The sequence below is a fragment of the Pseudomonas syringae group sp. 26L6 genome, assembly GCF_032587815.1.
GTDB classification, from domain to species: Bacteria; Pseudomonadota; Gammaproteobacteria; order Pseudomonadales; family Pseudomonadaceae; genus Aquipseudomonas; species Aquipseudomonas amygdali.
In genome coordinates, this window is the sequence record NZ_JAWHPJ010000033.1 from 1 (window position 1) to 18,333 (window position 18,333).

The 18,333-nt window shown below is 58.9% G+C and carries 15 protein-coding genes; 6 read left to right on the forward strand and 9 right to left on the reverse strand.

Going from position 1 to position 18,333, the window contains the following annotated elements:
- Positions 1-580: 580 nt before the first annotated feature.
- Complete coding sequence (locus tag RYA97_RS16645) at positions 581-1,948, reverse strand: inorganic triphosphatase (RefSeq protein ID WP_162882939.1); 1,368 nt, start codon at positions 1,946-1,948, stop codon at positions 581-583.
- A gap of 163 nt (positions 1,949-2,111) precedes the next feature.
- On the opposite strand from RYA97_RS16645, the gene argE reads away from it, so the two are divergent.
- Both argE and argA read left to right on the forward strand, forming a co-directional pair.
- Complete coding sequence (gene argE, locus RYA97_RS16650; protein ID WP_117140199.1) at positions 2,112-3,260, forward strand: acetylornithine deacetylase; 1,149 nt, start codon at positions 2,112-2,114, stop codon at positions 3,258-3,260.
- Between the two features lie 126 nt (positions 3,261-3,386).
- Complete coding sequence (gene argA / locus RYA97_RS16655; protein WP_002555672.1) at positions 3,387-4,685, forward strand: amino-acid N-acetyltransferase; 1,299 nt, start codon at positions 3,387-3,389, stop codon at positions 4,683-4,685.
- A 106-nt stretch (positions 4,686-4,791) separates the two neighbouring features.
- Here argA and gshA read toward each other — a convergent pair whose 3' ends face one another.
- The 3 genes from gshA to RYA97_RS16670 all read right to left on the reverse strand — a co-directional run bounded on the left by gshA (position 4,792) and on the right by RYA97_RS16670 (position 9,331).
- Positions 4,792-6,384 carry a glutamate--cysteine ligase gene (gshA, locus tag RYA97_RS16660; protein WP_005744822.1) on the reverse strand — a complete coding sequence of 531 codons (1,593 nt, stop codon included), beginning with the start codon at positions 6,382-6,384 and terminating at the stop codon, positions 4,792-4,794.
- Between the two features lie 242 nt (positions 6,385-6,626).
- Positions 6,627-7,010: a PaaI family thioesterase gene (locus tag RYA97_RS16665; RefSeq protein WP_005731649.1), complete on the reverse strand. Its 384-nt coding sequence runs from the start codon at positions 7,008-7,010 to the stop codon at positions 6,627-6,629.
- A complete protein-coding gene (locus RYA97_RS16670) occupies positions 7,010-9,331 on the reverse strand; it encodes a Tex family protein (RefSeq protein WP_004655263.1) in 2,322 nt (773 codons plus the stop codon). The genes RYA97_RS16665 and RYA97_RS16670 overlap by 1 nt, the downstream gene beginning before the upstream one ends.
- Positions 9,332-9,630: 299 nt before the next feature.
- Here RYA97_RS16670 and ompR point away from each other — a divergent pair, with 299 nt between their 5' ends.
- Positions 9,631-10,371: a two-component system response regulator OmpR gene (gene ompR, locus RYA97_RS16675; RefSeq protein WP_002555676.1), complete on the forward strand. Its 741-nt coding sequence runs from the start codon at positions 9,631-9,633 to the stop codon at positions 10,369-10,371.
- Between the two features lie 163 nt (positions 10,372-10,534).
- Positions 10,535-11,845 carry an ATP-binding protein gene (locus tag RYA97_RS16680; RefSeq protein ID WP_004655259.1) on the forward strand — a complete coding sequence of 437 codons (1,311 nt, stop codon included), beginning with the start codon at positions 10,535-10,537 and terminating at the stop codon, positions 11,843-11,845.
- A gap of 244 nt (positions 11,846-12,089) precedes the next feature.
- Here RYA97_RS16680 and RYA97_RS16685 read toward each other — a convergent pair whose 3' ends face one another.
- The 4 genes from RYA97_RS16685 to RYA97_RS16700 all read right to left on the reverse strand — a co-directional run bounded on the left by RYA97_RS16685 (position 12,090) and on the right by RYA97_RS16700 (position 14,137).
- Positions 12,090-12,557, reverse strand: a complete 468-nt coding sequence (locus RYA97_RS16685; protein WP_005744818.1) for an inhibitor of vertebrate lysozyme family protein — start codon at positions 12,555-12,557, stop codon at positions 12,090-12,092.
- Between the two features lie 2 nt (positions 12,558-12,559).
- Positions 12,560-12,724 carry a DUF1328 domain-containing protein gene (locus RYA97_RS16690; protein WP_002555679.1) on the reverse strand — a complete coding sequence of 55 codons (165 nt, stop codon included), beginning with the start codon at positions 12,722-12,724 and terminating at the stop codon, positions 12,560-12,562.
- 57 nt (positions 12,725-12,781) lie between these two features.
- Positions 12,782-13,069, reverse strand: coding sequence for a hypothetical protein (locus RYA97_RS16695; RefSeq protein ID WP_002555680.1), 288 nt, complete (start codon positions 13,067-13,069; stop codon positions 12,782-12,784).
- 228 nt (positions 13,070-13,297) lie between these two features.
- A complete protein-coding gene (locus tag RYA97_RS16700) occupies positions 13,298-14,137 on the reverse strand; it encodes a BON domain-containing protein (RefSeq protein ID WP_005731654.1) in 840 nt (279 codons plus the stop codon).
- 197 nt (positions 14,138-14,334) lie between these two features.
- Here RYA97_RS16700 and algB point away from each other — a divergent pair, with 197 nt between their 5' ends.
- Together algB and RYA97_RS16710 are read left to right on the forward strand one after the other, a co-directional pair.
- Entirely contained in the window at positions 14,335-15,681 is a 1,347-nt protein-coding gene (algB, locus tag RYA97_RS16705; RefSeq protein WP_005744816.1) for a sigma-54-dependent response regulator transcription factor AlgB, read from the forward strand.
- A gap of 10 nt (positions 15,682-15,691) precedes the next feature.
- Positions 15,692-17,479, forward strand: a complete 1,788-nt coding sequence (locus RYA97_RS16710; RefSeq protein WP_005744815.1) for a KinB sensor domain-containing domain — start codon at positions 15,692-15,694, stop codon at positions 17,477-17,479.
- 68 nt (positions 17,480-17,547) lie between these two features.
- Here the strand turns inward: RYA97_RS16710 and RYA97_RS16715 are convergent, their stop codons facing one another.
- Positions 17,548-18,327 (reverse strand): N-acetylmuramoyl-L-alanine amidase, encoded by a 780-nt coding sequence (locus tag RYA97_RS16715; RefSeq protein ID WP_057404328.1) that lies wholly within the window; start codon positions 18,325-18,327, stop codon positions 17,548-17,550.
- Positions 18,328-18,333 lie beyond the last annotated feature (6 nt).

The window sequence follows — 18,333 nt, forward strand, 5'->3', positions numbered from 1 at the left end:
AATGCTCCGCGTTGGCATGCAGTTCGTGACGCTCTGCGTCACAAATTTGCGCCGCACCGAATACTCAAGATCGGACGCAGAGCGTCCAGAACGGCGTCCCCACGCGGAGCGTGGGAACGATAGTTAACCTACGCATCAAGATGACTATCGTGCCAATGCTCCGCGTTGGCATGCAGTTCGTGACGCTCTGCGTCACAAATTTGCGCCGCACCGAATACTCAAGATCGGACGCAGAGCGTCCAGAACGGCGTCCCCACGCGGAGCGTGGGAACGATAGTTAACCTACGCATCAAGATGACTATCGTGCCAATGCTCCGCGTTGGCATGCAGTTCGTGACGCTCTGCGTCACAAGTTTGCGCCGCACCGAATACTCAAGATCGGACGCGGAGCGTCCAGAACGGCATTCCCACGCTGGAGCGTGGAACGATAGTTAACTGACGTATCAAGATGACTATCGTGCCAATGCTCCGCGTTGGCATGCAGTTCGTGACGCTCTGCGTCACAAGTTTGCGCCGCACCACATGTTCAAGATCGGACGCGGAGCGTGGGGACGATAATCAACGCCACGAAATCCAGCCGTTACAAACGCAATAGGGTTTTCCACGCGCGGCTCTGGAATACGGTGATTGCCTGTTGCACGCGTGCATCAAGGACTTCATCGCTGATATCCAGATTGGCCAGCTCTTCCAGCTTGCGTAGTTCGCCGTACAGGCGGTCCAGCTCCGGCAGGTCCAGTGCGCCGCGTGCCCAGTGCAGCCAGGCCTGAATGCGCTCGATGCGCGGTAGTTGTTCGGCCAGGTCTTCTGGCTGCTGCTGATAGCGGCTCAGTTGCAGCGACGTCGCTTCTTCACCCAGCAGGCGTGGCAGCCAGCTGCTCAACAGCGCAGCGCCCTGACGATTGCCACGGGTGTTGCGCTCTGTGGTCCAGCTGCGCGCCAGCAACCAACGGGAAGTGTTCAACGAGAACTCGCCCCAGCGGGTGTCCTGCAACTCTTCCAGAAACTGCTCGTGGGCGGCACCGCGTACATCCGCATCTTCCTGCCCGGCCTGAACCAGCGGGCGCCAGTCTTCCAGCAAGGCGTCCAGCGAGGTACGCAGTTGCGCGGTCGAGGCCCGTGGGGCGGCCTGGCCAAGGCTGCTGGTCAGGGCACGCAACTCGGCGAGCATCTCGACCCAGTCCTGCAGCAGACGCCAGTGGCCGTTGAAACGGTATTGCTCGGCCAGACGCTGGCTGCTGCCCAGCAGGTGCCAGGCCAGCGCGGAGTAGGCTTCGTCGAGCGGCGTTTCTGCATTCAGTGCGGGTGCTGGCAGGCTCAGCGAGTAGCTGCTGGCATCAAGCAGGCGATAACCGCGCTCTGCCTTGCTGATATCGCACGGCATCAACGGCAGCGTTGCAGCCAGCTCGGCGGCCAGTTCCAGCAGCGCGGCAGGTTCGCCTTCGCGCAGTTCAAGCTCCAGCTCGCAGATTTCTTCCTTTTGCTTGCCTGCAACCACCTGGCCCAGGTCCAGCGCGGCTTCGATCACCACTTTGGTCTTGCCACGACCCCAGGCAATTTCGGCCTTTTCACGGATGAAATCGGTGGTGAACAACGGCTTGATGGTTTTCTTGTCCAGCCCGGCCAGTTGCTCGGGCCAGCAATCGCCTTCGAGCTTTTTCAGGTCGAGCTTGGCTTTGCTCAGGTCCCAGTTGTATTCATTGCGCTCGGACAGGCCGGCAACACTTTGCCCGCGCGTCTTCATGGTCTGGATGATCTGATCGCCATCGCGACGGATGCGCAGGGCGACTTTGGCCTGTGCCAGCTCGCCCTCTGGGGTATCGAAATACTGGTTCGACAGTTCTAGGCGCTCCCAGCCACTCTTGTTGCGCTTCTTGAGCAACGGGTGTTCGCGCAGTGCAGCGAGGGTCTCGCGGCTGACGCGGAGTTTGATTTCTGTTTCTTTTTGCATGGCCGGGGGAATCCAAACGCTGATACTGATAAACGGGAGCGCAGCCCATGACTGAACGGCTGCTAAGGCCGTCAGTGTACAGGACATGGCCCGAAACGGTTTATTCCTGGGTTGCTATGGCCCTATGATGGGCCGTGTTTCGTCTTGATTACAGGAAGCGCCCATGCCGTTGCCGTCCATGAAAGACCAGTTCGCCGCCTTGATCGCTGCGCCATCGGTGAGCTGCACGCAGCCTTCTCTGGACCAGACCAACCGGCCTGTCATTGATCTGCTCGCCGGATGGCTCGGGGAGCTGGGTTTTGCCTGCGACATCCAGCAGGTTTCCCCCGGCAAGTTCAATCTGTTGGCAACTTATGGCACAGGCCCGGGCGGCCTGGTGCTGGCGGGCCACAGCGACACCGTACCTTTCGACGAGGCGCTGTGGAAAACCGACCCGTTGAAGCTCACCGAAGTCGATGGCCGCTGGGTCGGGCTGGGCAGCTGCGACATGAAGGGCTTCTTTGCGCTGATCATCGAGGCGGTGCGTGGGCTTATTGATCAACCGTTCAAACAGCCGCTGCTGATCCTCGCCACCTGCGATGAAGAAAGCTCGATGGCCGGGGCTCGCGCACTGGCAGAGGCCGGACGTCCGCTGGGCCGCGCAGCAGTTATCGGAGAGCCGACCGGGCTCAAGCCGATTCGCCTGCACAAAGGCGTAATGATGGAACGCATCCACATCCTCGGGCGCAGCGGCCATTCGTCCGACCCGAGCCTGGGCCACAGCGCGCTGGAGGCCATGCACGACGCGATCAGCGAACTCAAGGGCCTGCGTACGCAATGGCAGGCGCAATACCGCAACCCGCAGTTCACTGTGCCGCAACCGACCCTGAATCTGGGCTGCATTCATGGTGGCGATAACCCGAACCGGATTTGTGGCCAGTGCTCGCTGGAATTTGACCTGCGCCCATTGCCGGGTATGGACCCTGAGGTGCTGCGGGCAGCCATTCGCCACAAGCTTGAGCCGCTGGCCGAGCTGCACCAGGTAAAGATCGACTATGCTCCGCTGTTCCCCGAGTGTGCACCCTTCGAACAGGCTGCTGACGCTGAACTTGTGCGTGTTGCTGAACGACTGACCGGTCATACGGCTGCAGCAGTAGCATTCGGCACCGAAGCGCCTTATCTTCAGCGCCTTGGCTGTGAAACGCTGGTGCTCGGCCCGGGCGATATCGCCTGCGCGCATCAGCCGGGGGAATACCTCGAAATGTCACGTCTGGACCCTGCAGTGCGTCTGTTACGTCAATTGATCGAACATTACTGCCTGACTCCCCAGTGAGCCCGGTACTACCAACGTTGAATAAAAGGAGATTGCGCGTGTTGCCAAGCCTGTTCCGACGATAACCACCACACCGTTGTGCGTGCTTTTTCTCTTCGTCCATTTTCTCTACAGGCTCTTGTTGTCATGCCCGAATACGTCAACTGGCTTCGCCACGCGTCTCCGTACATCAATGCTCACCGTGATTGCACCTTCGTCGTCATGCTGCCCGGCGACGGCGTTGCGCACCCTAACTTCGGCAATATCGTCCACGACCTGGTGCTGCTGCACAGCCTGGGCGTGCGTCTGGTGCTGGTGCACGGCTCGCGTCCACAGATCGAAAGCCGCCTGGCCCAGCGCGGCATTACGCCGCGTTACCATCGCGACATGCGCATCACCGATACCGAGACGCTGGAGTGCGTGATCGATGCTGTGGGTCAGCTACGCATCTCGATCGAGGCGCGCCTGTCGATGGACATGGCTGCTTCACCGATGCAGGGCTCGCGGCTGCGGGTGACCAGTGGCAACGTGGTAACTGCGCGGCCTATCGGCGTGCTGGAAGGTGTCGATTATCAGCACACCGGCGAAGTGCGTCGGGTTGACCGCAAGGGCATCAATCGCCTGCTGGATGAGCGTCATATCGTGCTGCTGTCGCCGCTGGGTTATTCACCGACCGGCGAGATTTTCAATCTGGCCTGTGAAGACGTTGCCACGCGTGCGGCCATTGATCTGGCTGCCGACAAACTGCTGCTGTTCGGTGCCGAAACCGGGTTGCTGGACGAGCAGGGCCGACTGGTGCGCGAGCTGCGTCCGCAACAGGTACCTGCGCACTTGCAGCGTCTGGGTGCCAACTATCAGGCTGAATTGCTCGATGCAGCGGCCGAGGCCTGCCGCGGTGGTGTGGCGCGCAGCCATATCGTCAGCTATGCCGAGAATGGCGCACTGCTGACCGAGCTGTTCACCCGCGACGGTGGCGGTACGCTGGTTGCGCAGGAGCAGTTCGAGCTGGTGCGCGAAGCGGCCATTGAGGATGTCGGCGGCTTGATGGACCTGATCACGCCGCTGGAAGAGCAGGGTATTCTGGTACGTCGTTCCCGCGAAGTGCTGGAGCGCGAGATCACTCAGTTCAGCGTGGTCGAGCGGGAAGGGCTGATCATTGCCTGCGCGGCGCTGTACCCGATTGCGGACTCGGAGTCAGGCGAATTGGCATGTCTGGCCGTCAATCCGGAATATCGCCACGGTGGGCGCGGGGACGAGTTGCTGGAGCGCATTGAAAACCGCGCCAGAGCGCTGGGTATCAAGACCCTGTTCGTCCTTACCACCCGTACCGCGCACTGGTTCCGTGAGCGTGGCTTCGAGCCCAGCAGCGTCGACCGCCTGCCAAGCGCCCGCGCGTCGCTGTACAACTACCAGCGTAATTCGAAGATCTTCGAAAAGGCGATTTAAGCCTGAGGGTGGACGCAGAGCATCCAGAACGGCATGCGGCGCGGAGCGTCGCACGATAAGTATTTTGTGGGAGTGAGCGTGCTCACTCCCACAGTAATTGCGCGTATCAATTGCTGATCGACAGAATGCTCGCCTGATACGACCCCACGAATGTGTCGAAATCTACCACTTCCTCGGTCGCTTCCAGCTCGGCCTGTTCTTCGATCGAGGTTTTGGCCTGGGCTTCGAAGTCTGCCTGTTCCCGAGCGCTCAGCGGGTGAGTGCGGAAGTATTCGGCGTGTGCCTGACTCTGGCGCAAAGAGAAAGCGGTAAAGCCCTCGTTATGCGCTTTCATGCTGGCCAGCACCTGGGCGGAAGGTGTAAGCGACGCATCGTCGATCTTTGCCTGTTGCACGGCAATCGACTTGATGTGCTCATCGATGCCCTGGGCCTGATCCAGCAGTCGGGCAATTGGTGTGATTTTTTCCAGCAGCTCGGTTGCCCAGGTCTTGAGATCAACAGGGCTGTTGTTGCGCTGCAGGCTCAGGCCCGGACGGCGACCTTCCTTGACCACTGCCAGGAAGTTCGAGCTTGCATTGGAACACTCATGGCTTGCCAGTTGCTGGCTTTCCTCAAGCGCGCAGTACAGCACGAACGCATCGATGAAGCGTGATTGCTCCAGGCTGATGCCGGTAGGCAGGAACGGGTTGATGTCCAGGCAGCGCACTTCAACGTACTGCACACCACGGGCCACAAGCGCCTGAATAGGGCGCTCGCCGCTATAGGTCACACGCTTGGGGCGAATGTTGGAGTAGTACTCGTTCTCGATCTGCAACACGTTGGTGTTCAGCTGAACCCACTCGCCGTTCTGGTCATGAGTGCCGACATCGACGTAAGGCTTATAAGGCGTGGCCACGGCCTTGCGCAGGCTGTCGGTGTAGCTGACCAAGTCGTTGTAGCAAGGGGTCAGGTCGGCCTGGGCGTCGCTTTGATAGCCCAGATCGCTCATGCGCAGGCTGGTGGCGTACGGCAGGTACAGTGTGTCGGCGTCGAAATGTTGTTCCAACTGATGTTTGCGGCCGCGCAGGAAGCCCGCATCCAGCGCTGGTGAAGCACCGAACAGGTACATCAGCAGCCAGCTGTAGCGGCGGAAGTTGCGGATCAGCGCGATGTAGGAATGCGATTGGTAGTCGCGCGCGTCGCCAGCAAAGTCTTCGGTCTGCTTGAGCAGCGCCCAGGCGTCTTCCGGCAACGAGAAATTGTAATGAATGCCAGCGATGCACTGCATGGTCTTGCCGTAACGCAGCGCCAGGCCCTTGCGGTACACGTATTTGAGCTTGCCGATGTTCGACGTGCCGTAATAGGCAATCGGTATGTGCTCTTCATCGGGCAGCGGACATGGCATCGACGGGCTCCAGAGCAACTCGTCGCCCAGCTTGCTGTAGGCGAAGCGATGGATCTTGTCCAGGCTATCGATGGTCTCGGCCGGGTTCTTCAGCGCAGGCGTGATGAACTCCAGCAGCGATTCGGAATAGTCGGTCGTGACCTGACCGTTGGTCAGTGCAGCACCCAGAGCTTGCGGGTGAGGCGTCTGTGCCAGTTCTGCGGTTGCGGTAACGCGCAGGCACTCGCGCTCGATACCGTGCAGGCACTGCTCCAGCAGAGAGAGGTTGTTGCGCTCGCCGAGCAATGCAAGACGACGGTTTAAAAGTTCGCTCAAGGTGTAATCCTTCACGCATCGGTCGCCCCGATATGGGGGTGGACTTGACGGTCTACAAGGGTGAAGAAAGGAACTGGCGTAGTCGCCTGGTTGGTCTGTAGCGCCTGTTCACAATCACTGCTCTATGTCGTACCACCCAAATGGACTCGGCACCACGCTAATGGTGCCGAAATTAACCTAAATGATGTCGATACGGCTAGGTTCTGTTCACAGTGATTGCTTTCATCAGCCTTTATTGCAGTCTAGATGACTGCGAATGTGCCCTGGGCTTTGGCGACGAGTTTGTCGCCCTGAACGACTTCAGCCTCGACCACCAGCGTGCGGCGACCCGCGTGCAGCACCTTGGCGATGCACAGGACTTCTCCCTCGGAGACGCCGCGCACATAGTTGATCTTGCACTCGATGGTGACACTGCGCTGGTCGAAACCGTGGGAGCTGGAGCAGGCCAGCCCCATGGCGATATCGACCAGACTGAAGATTGCCCCGCCGTGCATCACGTTGCCGCGATTGCGCAGATGCGCCTCCAGCGGCAACGCAACCTCCGCCACGCCCTCGTCCAGACGCCGCAGTTCGCAGCCGAGCATCTTGAAGTAGGCACTTTGGGTCAGATCTTCAGGAATATCCATCAGCGCTTCTTCAACTGCTTGGCATTGGCAAACAGCGAAGCCATTGCGTTGTTGATGGGCGCGGGTGCCGTGGTTTCCTTGCGTGGAGCGCTGTTCTGCTGGCGAGGCGAGGAACCTGGGCGTGCACCGCGTGCACCGTCGACCTTCTCGCCGGGCGTGTCGCTCATGCGCATCGACAGGCCGACGCGTTTGCGCGGAATGTCGACTTCCATGACCTTCACTTTCACCACATCACCGGCCTTGACCGCCTCACGCGGGTCCTTGATGAACTTCTCGGACAATGCCGAGATGTGTACCAGACCGTCCTGATGCACGCCGATATCGACGAACGCACCGAAATTGGTGACGTTGGTGACCACGCCTTCGAGAATCATGCCCGGTTGCAGGTCCTTGAGTTCTTCGACACCGTCCTGAAACTCTGCCGTCTTGAACTCCGGACGCGGGTCGCGACCCGGTTTTTCGAGTTCCTGCAGAATGTCGGTCACGGTCGGCAGACCAAAGGTCTCGTCGGTGAATTTCTTCGGGTCCAGGCGTTTGAGAAAGCTCGCATCGCCAATCAACGAGCGAATATCGCGGTCGGTTTCTGCCGCAATACGCTGCACCAGTGGATAGGCTTCCGGGTGAACGGCAGAAGAGTCCAGTGGGTTGTCACCGGTCATCACGCGCAGGAAGCCTGCGGCCTGTTCAAAGGTCTTTTCGCCCAGACGGCTGACTTTCTTCAGCGCTGCACGCGTCTTGAACGCGCCGTTTTCATCGCGATGCGCAACGATGTTCTGCGCCAGTGTGGTGTTAAGGCCGGAAATCCGCGCCAGCAACGCCACCGAAGCGGTGTTCACGTCCACGCCCACAGCGTTCACGCAGTCTTCAACCACCGCGTCCAGGCCGCGCGCCAGTTTGAGCTGCGAGACGTCATGCTGATACTGACCGACACCAATGGACTTGGGATCGATTTTCACCAGCTCGGCGAGCGGGTCCTGCAAGCGACGGGCAATCGAGACCGCGCCACGGATCGATACGTCGAGGTCCGGGAATTCCTTGGCGGCCAGTTCCGACGCGGAATAAACCGATGCGCCTGCTTCGGAAACCATGACCTTGGTCATTTTCAGACCTGGGTATTTTTTGATCAGGTCGGCGGCCAGCTTGTCGGTTTCGCGGCTGGCGGTGCCGTTGCCGATAGCGATCAGGTCGACCGAGTGCTTGGCACACAGGGCAGCCAGCACAGCAATGGTCTGATCCCACTGGTTCTTCGGCACATGCGGGTAAACAGTCGCGTAGTCGAGCAGCTTGCCGGTTGCGTCCACCACAGCGACCTTGCAGCCGGTGCGCAGGCCCGGGTCCAGACCCAGTGTGGCGCGCTGGCCAGCCGGGGCGGCGAGCAGCAGGTCGTGCAGGTTATGGGCGAAAACGTTGATGGCTTCGGTCTCCGCGCCGTCGCGCAGCTCGCCCAGCAGGTCGGTTTCCAGGTGGCTGTACAACTTGACCTTCCAGGTCCAGCGCACCACCTCTGCCAGCCATTTGTCTGCGGGGCGGTTCTGGTTCTGGATGCCGAAGCGTTCACCGATCATCAGTTCGCAAGGGTGCATGGCACCCGGCAGTTCTTCACCGACTTTCAGTGCGGAGCTGAGAAACCCTTCGTTGCGGCCGCGGAAAATCGCCAGTGCACGGTGCGAAGGCATGCTCTTGAGCGGCTCGTCGTGTTCGAAATAATCGCGGAACTTGGCACCTTCCTCTTCCTTGCCCGGCACCACGCGTGCGCTGATTACTGCTTCCTGTTTGAGGAAGCTGCGCAACTTGTCGAGCAACGATGCGTCTTCGGCGAAGCGCTCCATCAGGATGTACTTGGCGCCTTCCAGCGCAGCCTTGACATCGGCCACGCCTTTCTCGGCGTCGACAAAACGGGCTGCTTCGGTTTCAGGAGCGAGGCTCGGGTCGTTGAACAGGCCGTCAGCCAGCTCGCCCAGACCGGCTTCAAGGGCGATCTGGCCCTTGGTGCGACGTTTCTGCTTATAAGGCAGGTACAAATCTTCAAGGCGGGTCTTGGTGTCGGCCAGCTTGATGTCGCGAGCCAGCTCCGGGGTCAGCTTGCCTTGCTCTTCAATGCTGGCAAGAATGCTGACGCGCCGGTCATCCAGCTCACGCAGATAGCGCAGGCGTTCTTCCAGATGGCGCAATTGCGTGTCATCAAGACTGCCGGTCACTTCCTTGCGGTAGCGGGAAATGAAGGGCACGGTCGAGCCTTCATCCAGTAGTGCTACGGCCGCTGCGACCTGTTGTGGGCGTACGCCGAGTTCTTCGGCGATGCGGCTGTTGATGCTGTCCATAAAACCACCTGGAGTTGTGAGCAAAAAACTGGGCTATGTACGAATTGCCTTGCCTGAATATCGTCCGCCAGCATTTACTTTCAGCGCTGGCGAACCGCCACAAGGCCAGCGTTGCCTGACTTTGAGGGCGGCGCATTATACCCGGCGAAGGCGGATTAGGGGATCGGCCGACAAATGTGGTCTTTTTTCGGCGAAAAAGCCTGCACAAGTGCCGCCTTCAGTAAAATCTGCTAACAATGCACAAGGTGCGCATCACCGCAGCTACGCCATAATGCGCCCCGAGATCAGAGGAGCATCCGATGAGCAGCACCGCACAAAATGCTGAAGGCGAAAAAATCCTTATTGTCGATGACGATCCGGGGCTGAGCAGTCTCCTGGAACGTTTTTTCACCAGCAAGGGCTACCGGGCCCGCGCCGTGGCAAACGTGGAGCAAATGGACCGACTATTGGCCCGCGAGGTGTTCAACCTTGTGGTGCTGGACTTGATGCTGCCTGGAGAAGACGGCCTTTCAGCCTGCCGTCGTCTGCGAGCCGCGAACAATCAGGTGCCGATCATCATGCTGACCGCCAAGGGCGATGAGCTGAGCCGCATCAAGGGGCTCGAACTGGGTGCTGACGATTACCTGGCCAAGCCGTTCAACCCGGACGAGTTGATGGCGCGGGTCAAGGCTGTTCTTCGTCGTCAGGCTGCGCCTGTACCCGGCGCGCCCGGCAGTGAAGACGAGTCGGTCAGTTTCGGCGACTACGAGCTGTCCCTGGCAACCCGCGAACTCAAGCGTGGCGACGTGGTGCACATGCTGACCACGGGTGAATTCGCGGTACTCAAGGCTCTGGTCATGCACGCTCGCGAGCCGCTGACCCGTGACAAACTGATGAACCTGGCCCGCGGCCGGGAGTGGGATGCGCTGGAGCGATCCATCGACGTACAGATCTCCCGTCTGCGTCGCCTGATCGAGCCGGATCCTTCCAAGCCCCGCTATATCCAGACCGTCTGGGGCGTAGGCTATGTATTCGTTCCGGATGGTGCCGGTAATCGCTGATAAGCCGGTTGTCAGCACAGAAGTCCGTCGTTCCCGCCAGTTACGTCGATAATCTCTTTCAAGGTTATCGGCGTACTGGTTTTTTGCGTTCGTCCATCGGGTCCGGCCCGCGTTCGGCAAACCTGCGAGCCTCGCTCGCCTTGCAAAGTGTATGGCTGCAGTTATGAAGACTCCGCTCTGGTTTCCGCAAAGCTTTTTCTCTCGCACGCTCTGGCTGGTGCTCATCGTCGTGCTGTTTTCCAAGGCCCTGACGCTGGTTTATCTGCTGATGAACGAAGACGTGCTGGTCGACAGGCAGTACAGCCACGGCGTTGCGCTGACGCTGCGCGCGTATTGGGCTGCCGATGAAAACGATCGTGAAGCAATTGCCGAAGCGGCCGGTCTGATTCGGGTCGTAGGCGGTGGCGTGCCGGAAGGTGAGCAGCACTGGCCGTACAGTGAGATCTACCAGCGGCAGATGCAGGCCGAGCTGGGTGCCGATACGGAAGTGCGTCTGCGTGTGCACGCACCGCCGGCGCTCTGGGTCAGGGCACCGAGCCTTGGGGATGGCTGGCTGAAAGTACCGCTTTATCCGCACCCGTTACGCGGCCAGAAAATCTGGAGTGTGCTGGGCTGGTTCCTGGCCATCGGGTTGCTCTCCACAGCGTCGGCTTGGATTTTTGTGCGTCAATTGAATCAGCCGCTCAAGCGTCTGGTCTTTGCGGCTCGACAGCTGGGGCAGGGGCGCAGCGTACGCTTGCCGGTCAGTGACACACCCAGTGAGATGACCGAAGTCTATCGGGCCTTCAATCAGATGGCCGAAGACGTCGAGCAGGCAGGGCAGGAGCGCGAACTGATGCTGGCTGGCGTCTCCCATGACTTGCGTACACCACTGACGCGTCTGCGCCTGTCTCTGGAGCTCATGAACGACAATGAGTTCTCCGAAGGCATGGTGCGGGATATCGAGGACATGGATGCCATTCTTGACCAGTTCCTGGCGTTCATTCGCGATGGGCGTGACGAAGAGATTGAAGAAGTCGATCTGGGGCATCTGGTGCGCGACGTGGTTGCACCCTTCAATAACGATGAAGATAGCATCCGTCTGTGTCTGGAACCGATCCCGCCCTTCCCGCTGAGGCGCGTATCGATGAAGCGCCTGCTGACCAACCTTATCGGCAACGCCAGGCATCATGCCGGTAACGGTATCGAAGTGGCCGCTTATGTATCCGGTGACAGAAATGCGCCGTACGTAGTGTTGAGCGTACTGGACAGAGGCGCAGGTATCGATCCATCCGAGCTTGATACCATCTTCAACCCTTTCATTCGCGGTGATCGCGCACGCAGTGGCAAGGGGACCGGCCTGGGGTTGGCTATCGTCAAGCGCATCGCTGCCATGCACGGCGGCAACGTCGAGTTGAGAAATCGTTCGGGAGGTGGCCTGGAGGCGCGAGTGCGTCTGCCTTTAGGGCTGATGCTGCCGAGGGATGCTATCTAGAAAGAATCGTAAAGGTAATAAAGCGCCGTGCGGGTCATGGAGGATGTTCGACAGGTCGACGCATTCTTGAGGACTTGCACGGCAGCTTGCCTGACCCGGCCCTTGGCGGAGGTACTCCCTGTACCCCTAGGTCACGCCGATCCATTCGATCAACGCATCCCGGCCCCTTGGTCATGCGCGCACCTTCCTCAGGCCGCACAAACAAGAGAAGTATCGGCTTCTGAAGCCGATACCTTCTTCTGAATCAATACCAGTTCGGGTCTTTGCGCAGCTCTTCATTCAAGAGCTTTTGCATGCCCTCGTCAGGCTTACCCAGGTAGCGGTAAGTCGCGTGACGAGTTGGTGATTTATCTGCAGGCAAGCCCGCAGGTACTTCAACCAACATGGCGTAAGCATCTTCCATGTCGAGGCTGAAAGCCACGATCAGGCGTTTGCTTTTGCACGTATCGGCAGTTTCGCAAAGCGGCCCGACGAGATACTTGTCACCGTCTTCGGTGGCCGCTGTCATCTGCTGCTCGGAAGCCCCGGACAGGTTAATCACCCAATCCGGCAACCGCTCTTCCTTCTTGACGACCTTCGCCCAGGTTGTGCGGTACTCGGGAGCGGAGCTTAAAAGTTCGTTGACCCGAGACTGTCCATCATTGGCTGCCATGACCATGGCGCTGCCGCCCATCAACAGGGCGGCGGCCAGTGTGCGAAATGACGTGTGCATTATCAGCCTCGACCGCGACGACCGAAGAAGAACGACACAACGAACATCACCAGGAAGACGACGAACAGGATCTTGGCGATACCGGTAGCCGTGCCCGCGATACCACCGAAGCCCAGTACTGCAGCGACAATGGCGATGATCAGAAACGTGATTGCCCAACTCAACATAGTGATACTCCTTTTTGGTGCCGTTTTAATGTGAATACTGCGATTTTTCAGGTCGGGTCAGAAAACCCATTTTTGCTGCGGTGCGACTTCATCTACAGACACCAGGCCATCGACAGGGCGAAGGCTCGAGGAGGCATCCTTGACCGCTGGGGCGCTTACGCCGCGATAAGAAATGCTGCTGGTCTGGATGAATTGCTGTCTGGCTTGAGTTGCTTCGTTGGCTTGATTCCAACGCTGGAACTGCTGAATGGCGATCAGAGTGACAAGCAGTGCAAGGAGTAGAAAAAGACCTTGCTGAATGTGCAGGGGGGAGATACGCAATTGTGCAATACGCTGGCTGTTCATCTGCAAACTCCCCTGGCCTGAGTGGGCATTCAATCTGATGGGTCGTTGTATATCGACCTTGTTGAATGGGTTATTGCAGACTGCATGCCAGTTTGTTGGTGTAATTTAAGTCCTTTAAAATCAATGTCTTGCGTAGTTTTGCAAAGACGTCCTACCAGCAAGCTGCACGATTACACCTTTGTAATCGTGCGTTCTGCACGAAGCGTTCAGCGTTGTGCGCCTGTGCGATCAGCCTGCGCTACGCGCCATGACCTTCAGAGCGTCGCCATTCACTCCCTTGACGCCACGAATGTTGCGCGCGATTTCCACAGCCAGTTCCTTCTCTGCAAAGTTGGCAACCACGCCGTTCAGGCTTACCACACCGGCTTTGGTATCCACTTTGATGTTGAGTCCGTCCAGCGTCCGGCTGTAAATCAGGCTCGCCTTCACCTTGCTGGTAATCCAGGCGTCGCTCATTTCCTCGGTTGGGGTCAATGTCTGGGGCTGGGTCTTGGCAGCGATCGAGTCGGCTGCGCTCAGGCTGATCAGGTTGTTGACGCTGATCACCCCGTCAGTATTGCTTGCCAGGCTGCCCGCCAGCTCTTTGGCCTCGGGGCTTTGCGCGCGGCCTTTGAGGGTGACCACGCCATCTTTGCTATCAACATCGATGGTCAGCGCTTCAGTCACGCTGCTCCACAACAATTTGGATTTCACCGTCGCGACCAGCGTGGCATCTTCGAAACGCTGGGCCATGTTGGTTCGCGTACCAGGCTCGCTGGCAACGGCAGGGTCTACCTCCAGCTGGTTGTCGACCTTTTCGATGCCTTTGGTATCCAGCGCAATGCGTTCGGCCAGCTCACGATCAACCTCGTTTTCAACCTTGCCCTTCAGAGTCGCAGTGCCCTGGTCGACGTTTACATCGATCTTGAACGGGCTCAGATGTTTGTTCAGCGCGAAAGCTGTCCAGATCGAACCTTCCTGACGCGCCTCGGCGAGTTGGGTGGGCAAATCAGGTTGGGCGAGTACCGGGCCGCTGCCAAGCAGCGCAGCGGCGGCGGTGATCAGAGCAATCTTTTTCAGTGAAAACATATGAGCGTTCCTTTTGAGATGGGATTTCGTCTCCGAGTGGACGGCTTTAACGACATAAACGCGGATTAATCAGGCTGTTCGCCATTGGGCGTTCAGAAAGCTACCATGCATGCCGAAGAATCAATCAGAATTGACCATGCAACTTGCCCGATGATTCCGAGACTAACTGAGACAATTCATTAAGGAGCGTAGGAAAAATGGAAGCAGCCACTGAGAATCAGGGCCGTATTCTGCTTGTGGACGATGAGTCCGCCATCCTCCGCACTTTCCGGTACTGTCTGGAAGACGAAGGTTACAGTGTCGCCACTGCCAACAGCGCAGCCCAGGCTGACACGCTCATGCAGCGCCAGGTTTTCGACCTGTGCTTTCTCGATTTGCGTCTGGGTGAAGATAACGGCCTGGATGTACTGGCGCAGATGCGTATTCAGGCACCGTGGATGCGTGTGGTCATCGTGACTGCACACTCTGCGGTCGATACGGCTGTTGATGCCATTCAGGCGGGCGCAGCCGACTATCTGGTAAAGCCGTGCAGCCCCGATCAGCTGCGTCTTGCTACCGCCAAACAGCTTGAAGTGCGCCAACTGTCTGCTCGCCTTGAGGCACTGGAAGGCGAGGTTCGCAAGCCCAAAGACGGACTGGATTCCCACAGTCCTTCGATGATGGCCATTCTGGAAACTGCCCGCCAGGTTGCTGTGACCGATGCCAACATCCTGATTCTGGGTGAATCGGGGACCGGTAAAGGCGAGCTGGCACGGGCGATTCACGGCTGGAGCAAGCGGGCAAAGAAGTCCTGCGTCACGATCAACTGCCCATCGCTCACCGCAGAACTGATGGAAAGCGAACTGTTCGGCCACAGTCGCGGGGCCTTCACGGGTGCCAGTGAGAGCACGCTGGGCCGTGTGAATCAAGCGGACGGCGGCACACTGTTCCTCGACGAGATCGGCGATTTCCCGCTGACGCTGCAACCCAAGCTGCTGCGCTTCATTCAGGACAAGGAATACGAGCGTGTGGGTGACCCGGTTACCCGACGTGCCGATGTACGTATCCTGGCCGCCACCAACCTGAATCTGGAAGACATGGTGCGCAGCGGGCGCTTCCGTGAGGATTTGCTGTACCGCCTGAACGTGATCACTCTGCATCTGCCAGCCCTGCGTGAGCGCAGCGAAGACATTCTGACCCTGGCGGACCGGTTTCTGGCGCGCTTCGTCAAAGAATACGCTCGCCCGGCTCGAGGATTCAGTGAAGAGGCCCGTGCAGCGCTGCTCAACTACCGCTGGCCTGGCAACATTCGTGAACTGCGCAACGTCATCGAGCGTGCCAGCATCATTTGTCCGCAGGAGCGTGTGGAGATCAGCCACTTGGGTATGGCCGAGCAACCGGCGAACAATGCGCCGCGTGTCGGCGCCGCCTTGAGCCTGGACGAGCTTGAAAAAGCACACATCGGAGCCGTGCTGGCGACCAGCGAAACACTTGACCAGGCCGCCAAGACGCTGGGTATCGATGCGTCGACGCTTTACCGCAAACGTAAACAGTACAACCTGTGAAAGGCCTCAAATGAAGCTGGCCATGAAACTGCGCACCCGCCTCTTTCTGAGTATCTCGGCACTGATCACCGTTGCTTTGCTCGGACTGCTGCTGGGGCTCGTCAGCGTCATGCAAATGGCCCGGACCCAGGAATCACTGATCCAGCATAACTTCGCCATTCTGGATCTGGGCTTGAAGCTGCGCCAGAACCTGGGTGATCAACTGGTGTTGATGACAGGTGCCAAGCGCGATCAGGCTGAGCTGGAAAGAATCCAGAGTCAGTTTGAAGAGCTGCTGGAGGAGGGCTCGGTACAGGATACCCAGCAAAACGTACGCAATGGTTTCGAAAAGACCAAGGGCGATTACCGGCAATTCATCGATACCTGGAAGCAATACGGCAACGATGCGCGAGGCATACGCGGCGTACCGCAGCTGAGTGACAGCTTCGACAACCTGCGTAACGGCTTGCTGGCTGTACATCGCAAGGCGCTGGAGAACATCAGCAGCGCCGAAATCAACTCCCGTGATCGTGCACTATGGATCGCGGGCTTGCTGGGGCTGGTCGGGCTGGCGGTGCTGTGTATCGGCTTTGTGACTGCGCACGGTATCGCCCGGCGTTTCGGTGCGCCGATCGAGGCGCTGGCCAAGGCTGCCGATCGCATCGGAGAAGGGGACTACGAAGTCACGCTGCCCATTTCGTCGGCCGCCGAGATGAACCTGTTGACCCGGCGATTCGGCATCATGGCCGAAGCCCTGCGTCAGCATCAGGCGACCAATATTGATGAGTTACTGGCTGGCCAGCAGCGTCTGCAAGCGGTTCTCGACAGTATCGACGATGGCCTGCTGATGATTGACCGCCAAGGGCATCTGGAGCACTTGAACCCTGTGGCTCAGCGTCAGCTCGGCTGGGACGAGAGTCGCCTCGGGCAGAGCCTTGGAGATGCGTTGGGCCGACCTGAGCTGGATGAGCAATTGCATCTGGTACTGCGTGGCGGGACGCTGGAGCGTGCTCCGGAAGACCTGGCCATCGAAATCGACGGTGAATCGCGCCTGCTGACCTACAGCATGACGCCGGTCAGTCATACCAAAGGCCATATCCTCGGCGCGGTGATGGTGCTGCATGACGTCACCGAACAGCGTGCTTTCGAGAGGGTGCGCAGTGAGTTCGTCCTGCGCGCGTCGCATGAGCTGCGTACGCCTGTCACGGGTATGCATATGGCATTCGGTCTTCTCCAGGAGCGCCTGCATTTCGCCCCCGAAACCCGTGAGGCCGATCTGCTCAATACGGTCACCGAAGAAATGCAGCGCCTTATGCAGCTCATCAATGACCTGCTGAATTTCTCGCGTTACCAGAACGGTCTGCAGAAACTCAAACTGGCACCGTGCTCCATCGAAACCTTGCTCGAAGAAGCCAGAGCGCGATTCGAGGACAAGGCCCTTGAACAGGACATCGTACTGATGCTGGATATGCAGGAACCCATGCCGCGCCTGCATGCTGATCAGTCCCAGCTGGAGCGGGTGCTGGACAACCTGCTGGACAATGCGCTGCGGCACACGCCACAGAACGGTCTGATTCGCCTGCAGGCCAGGCGCCATGGCGAGCGGGCGATCATCAGCGTTGAAGACAACGGTGAGGGCATTGCCTACGGGCAGCAGGGACGAATCTTCGAACCCTTCGTGCAGGTCGGTCGCAAAAAAGGCGGTGCCGGACTCGGGCTGGCGCTGTGCAAGGAGATCGTCCAGCTGCACGGCGGGCGCATGGGGGTCTATTCAAGGCCGGGGCAGGGCACGCAGTTCTATATGGCGTTGCCGCTTTGACGGCACGGCCTTGAAAGTGCTGCCTGTATACCCTTCATAAGAGCATCAAATATCAGGTTGTGCCCTGATTAATTGACGCGGTTAAGCACCTGCAGGATGGCTGCGCTTTGTGCATCGGGTTCGCCGTCGAAGCGCGCGGGGCGGTAGTGCATCTGGAATGCCGCCAGCACCTGACGCGTTGCGGTGTCGAGCTCTCCGGTCTGCGGGGTGCTGTAACCCAGGCGTGCCAGTTGTTGCTGGAACCAGCTAATACTTGGCAGGTTGGTTGCCAGCAATGCCTGATGCTGGGCAACGAGACGTTCGTCAGGCCAGATTCCGAGCCCTTCGGCAGCAAGGCGCTTCCAGGGGAACAGCGGGCCAGGGTCCTGTTTGCGCGTCGGCGCTATGTCGCTGTGGCCGATGATGTGTTTTGGATCGATTTTGTTGCGTTTGACAATGTCTTTGAGCAGTACTGTGATCGACTGGATCTGTGCTTCGGTGTAGGGGTACCACAACCGGCCTGCCGGTGTGTCCTTGAAGCCGGGGTTGACGATCTCGATGCCGATCGAGCTGGAATTAAGCCAGGTACGGCCTTCCCATTCGCTTTCGCCAGCATGCCAGGCGCGGGCGCTTTCATCGACCAGCTTGTAGATAGTGGCGTTGCTGTCATCGCCAATCAGATAGTGGCTGCTGACCTCTCCATGGGTCAGAAGCTGGAGGGATTTTTCCATCGAGGTCGAGGTGTAATGCATGACCACGTACTGAACCCGGCCATCGAAATTCACCGATGGATGGCTGGTGTCCAGCCTGGGACCACTGGCGCAGGCAGTGAGGATGAGCAGCAGAAAGGCAGAGAAATACAGTTTCATGGGATC

Coding starts and splice junctions, on each gene's coding strand:
- RYA97_RS16685 (WP_005744818.1), bottom strand. CDS start 12,557: ATGCACACGTCATTTCGCACACTGGCCGCCGCCCTGTTGATGGGCGGC.
- RYA97_RS16690 (WP_002555679.1), bottom strand. CDS start 12,724: ATGTTGAGTTGGGCAATCACGTTTCTGATCATCGCCATTGTCGCTGCA.
- RYA97_RS16710 (WP_005744815.1), top strand. CDS start 15,692: ATGAAGCTGGCCATGAAACTGCGCACCCGCCTCTTTCTGAGTATCTCG.
- ompR (WP_002555676.1), top strand. CDS start 9,631: ATGAGCAGCACCGCACAAAATGCTGAAGGCGAAAAAATCCTTATTGTC.
- RYA97_RS16695 (WP_002555680.1), bottom strand. CDS start 13,069: ATGAACAGCCAGCGTATTGCACAATTGCGTATCTCCCCCCTGCACATT.
- argE (WP_117140199.1), top strand. CDS start 2,112: ATGCCGTTGCCGTCCATGAAAGACCAGTTCGCCGCCTTGATCGCTGCG.
- argA (WP_002555672.1), top strand. CDS start 3,387: ATGCCCGAATACGTCAACTGGCTTCGCCACGCGTCTCCGTACATCAAT.
- RYA97_RS16700 (WP_005731654.1), bottom strand. CDS start 14,137: ATGTTTTCACTGAAAAAGATTGCTCTGATCACCGCCGCCGCTGCGCTG.
- RYA97_RS16665 (WP_005731649.1), bottom strand. CDS start 7,010: ATGGATATTCCTGAAGATCTGACCCAAAGTGCCTACTTCAAGATGCTC.
- algB (WP_005744816.1), top strand. CDS start 14,335: ATGGAAGCAGCCACTGAGAATCAGGGCCGTATTCTGCTTGTGGACGAT.
- RYA97_RS16645 (WP_162882939.1), bottom strand. CDS start 1,948: ATGCAAAAAGAAACAGAAATCAAACTCCGCGTCAGCCGCGAGACCCTC.
- RYA97_RS16670 (WP_004655263.1), bottom strand. CDS start 9,331: ATGGACAGCATCAACAGCCGCATCGCCGAAGAACTCGGCGTACGCCCA.
- RYA97_RS16715 (WP_057404328.1), bottom strand. CDS start 18,327: ATGAAACTGTATTTCTCTGCCTTTCTGCTGCTCATCCTCACTGCCTGC.
- RYA97_RS16680 (WP_004655259.1), top strand. CDS start 10,535: ATGAAGACTCCGCTCTGGTTTCCGCAAAGCTTTTTCTCTCGCACGCTC.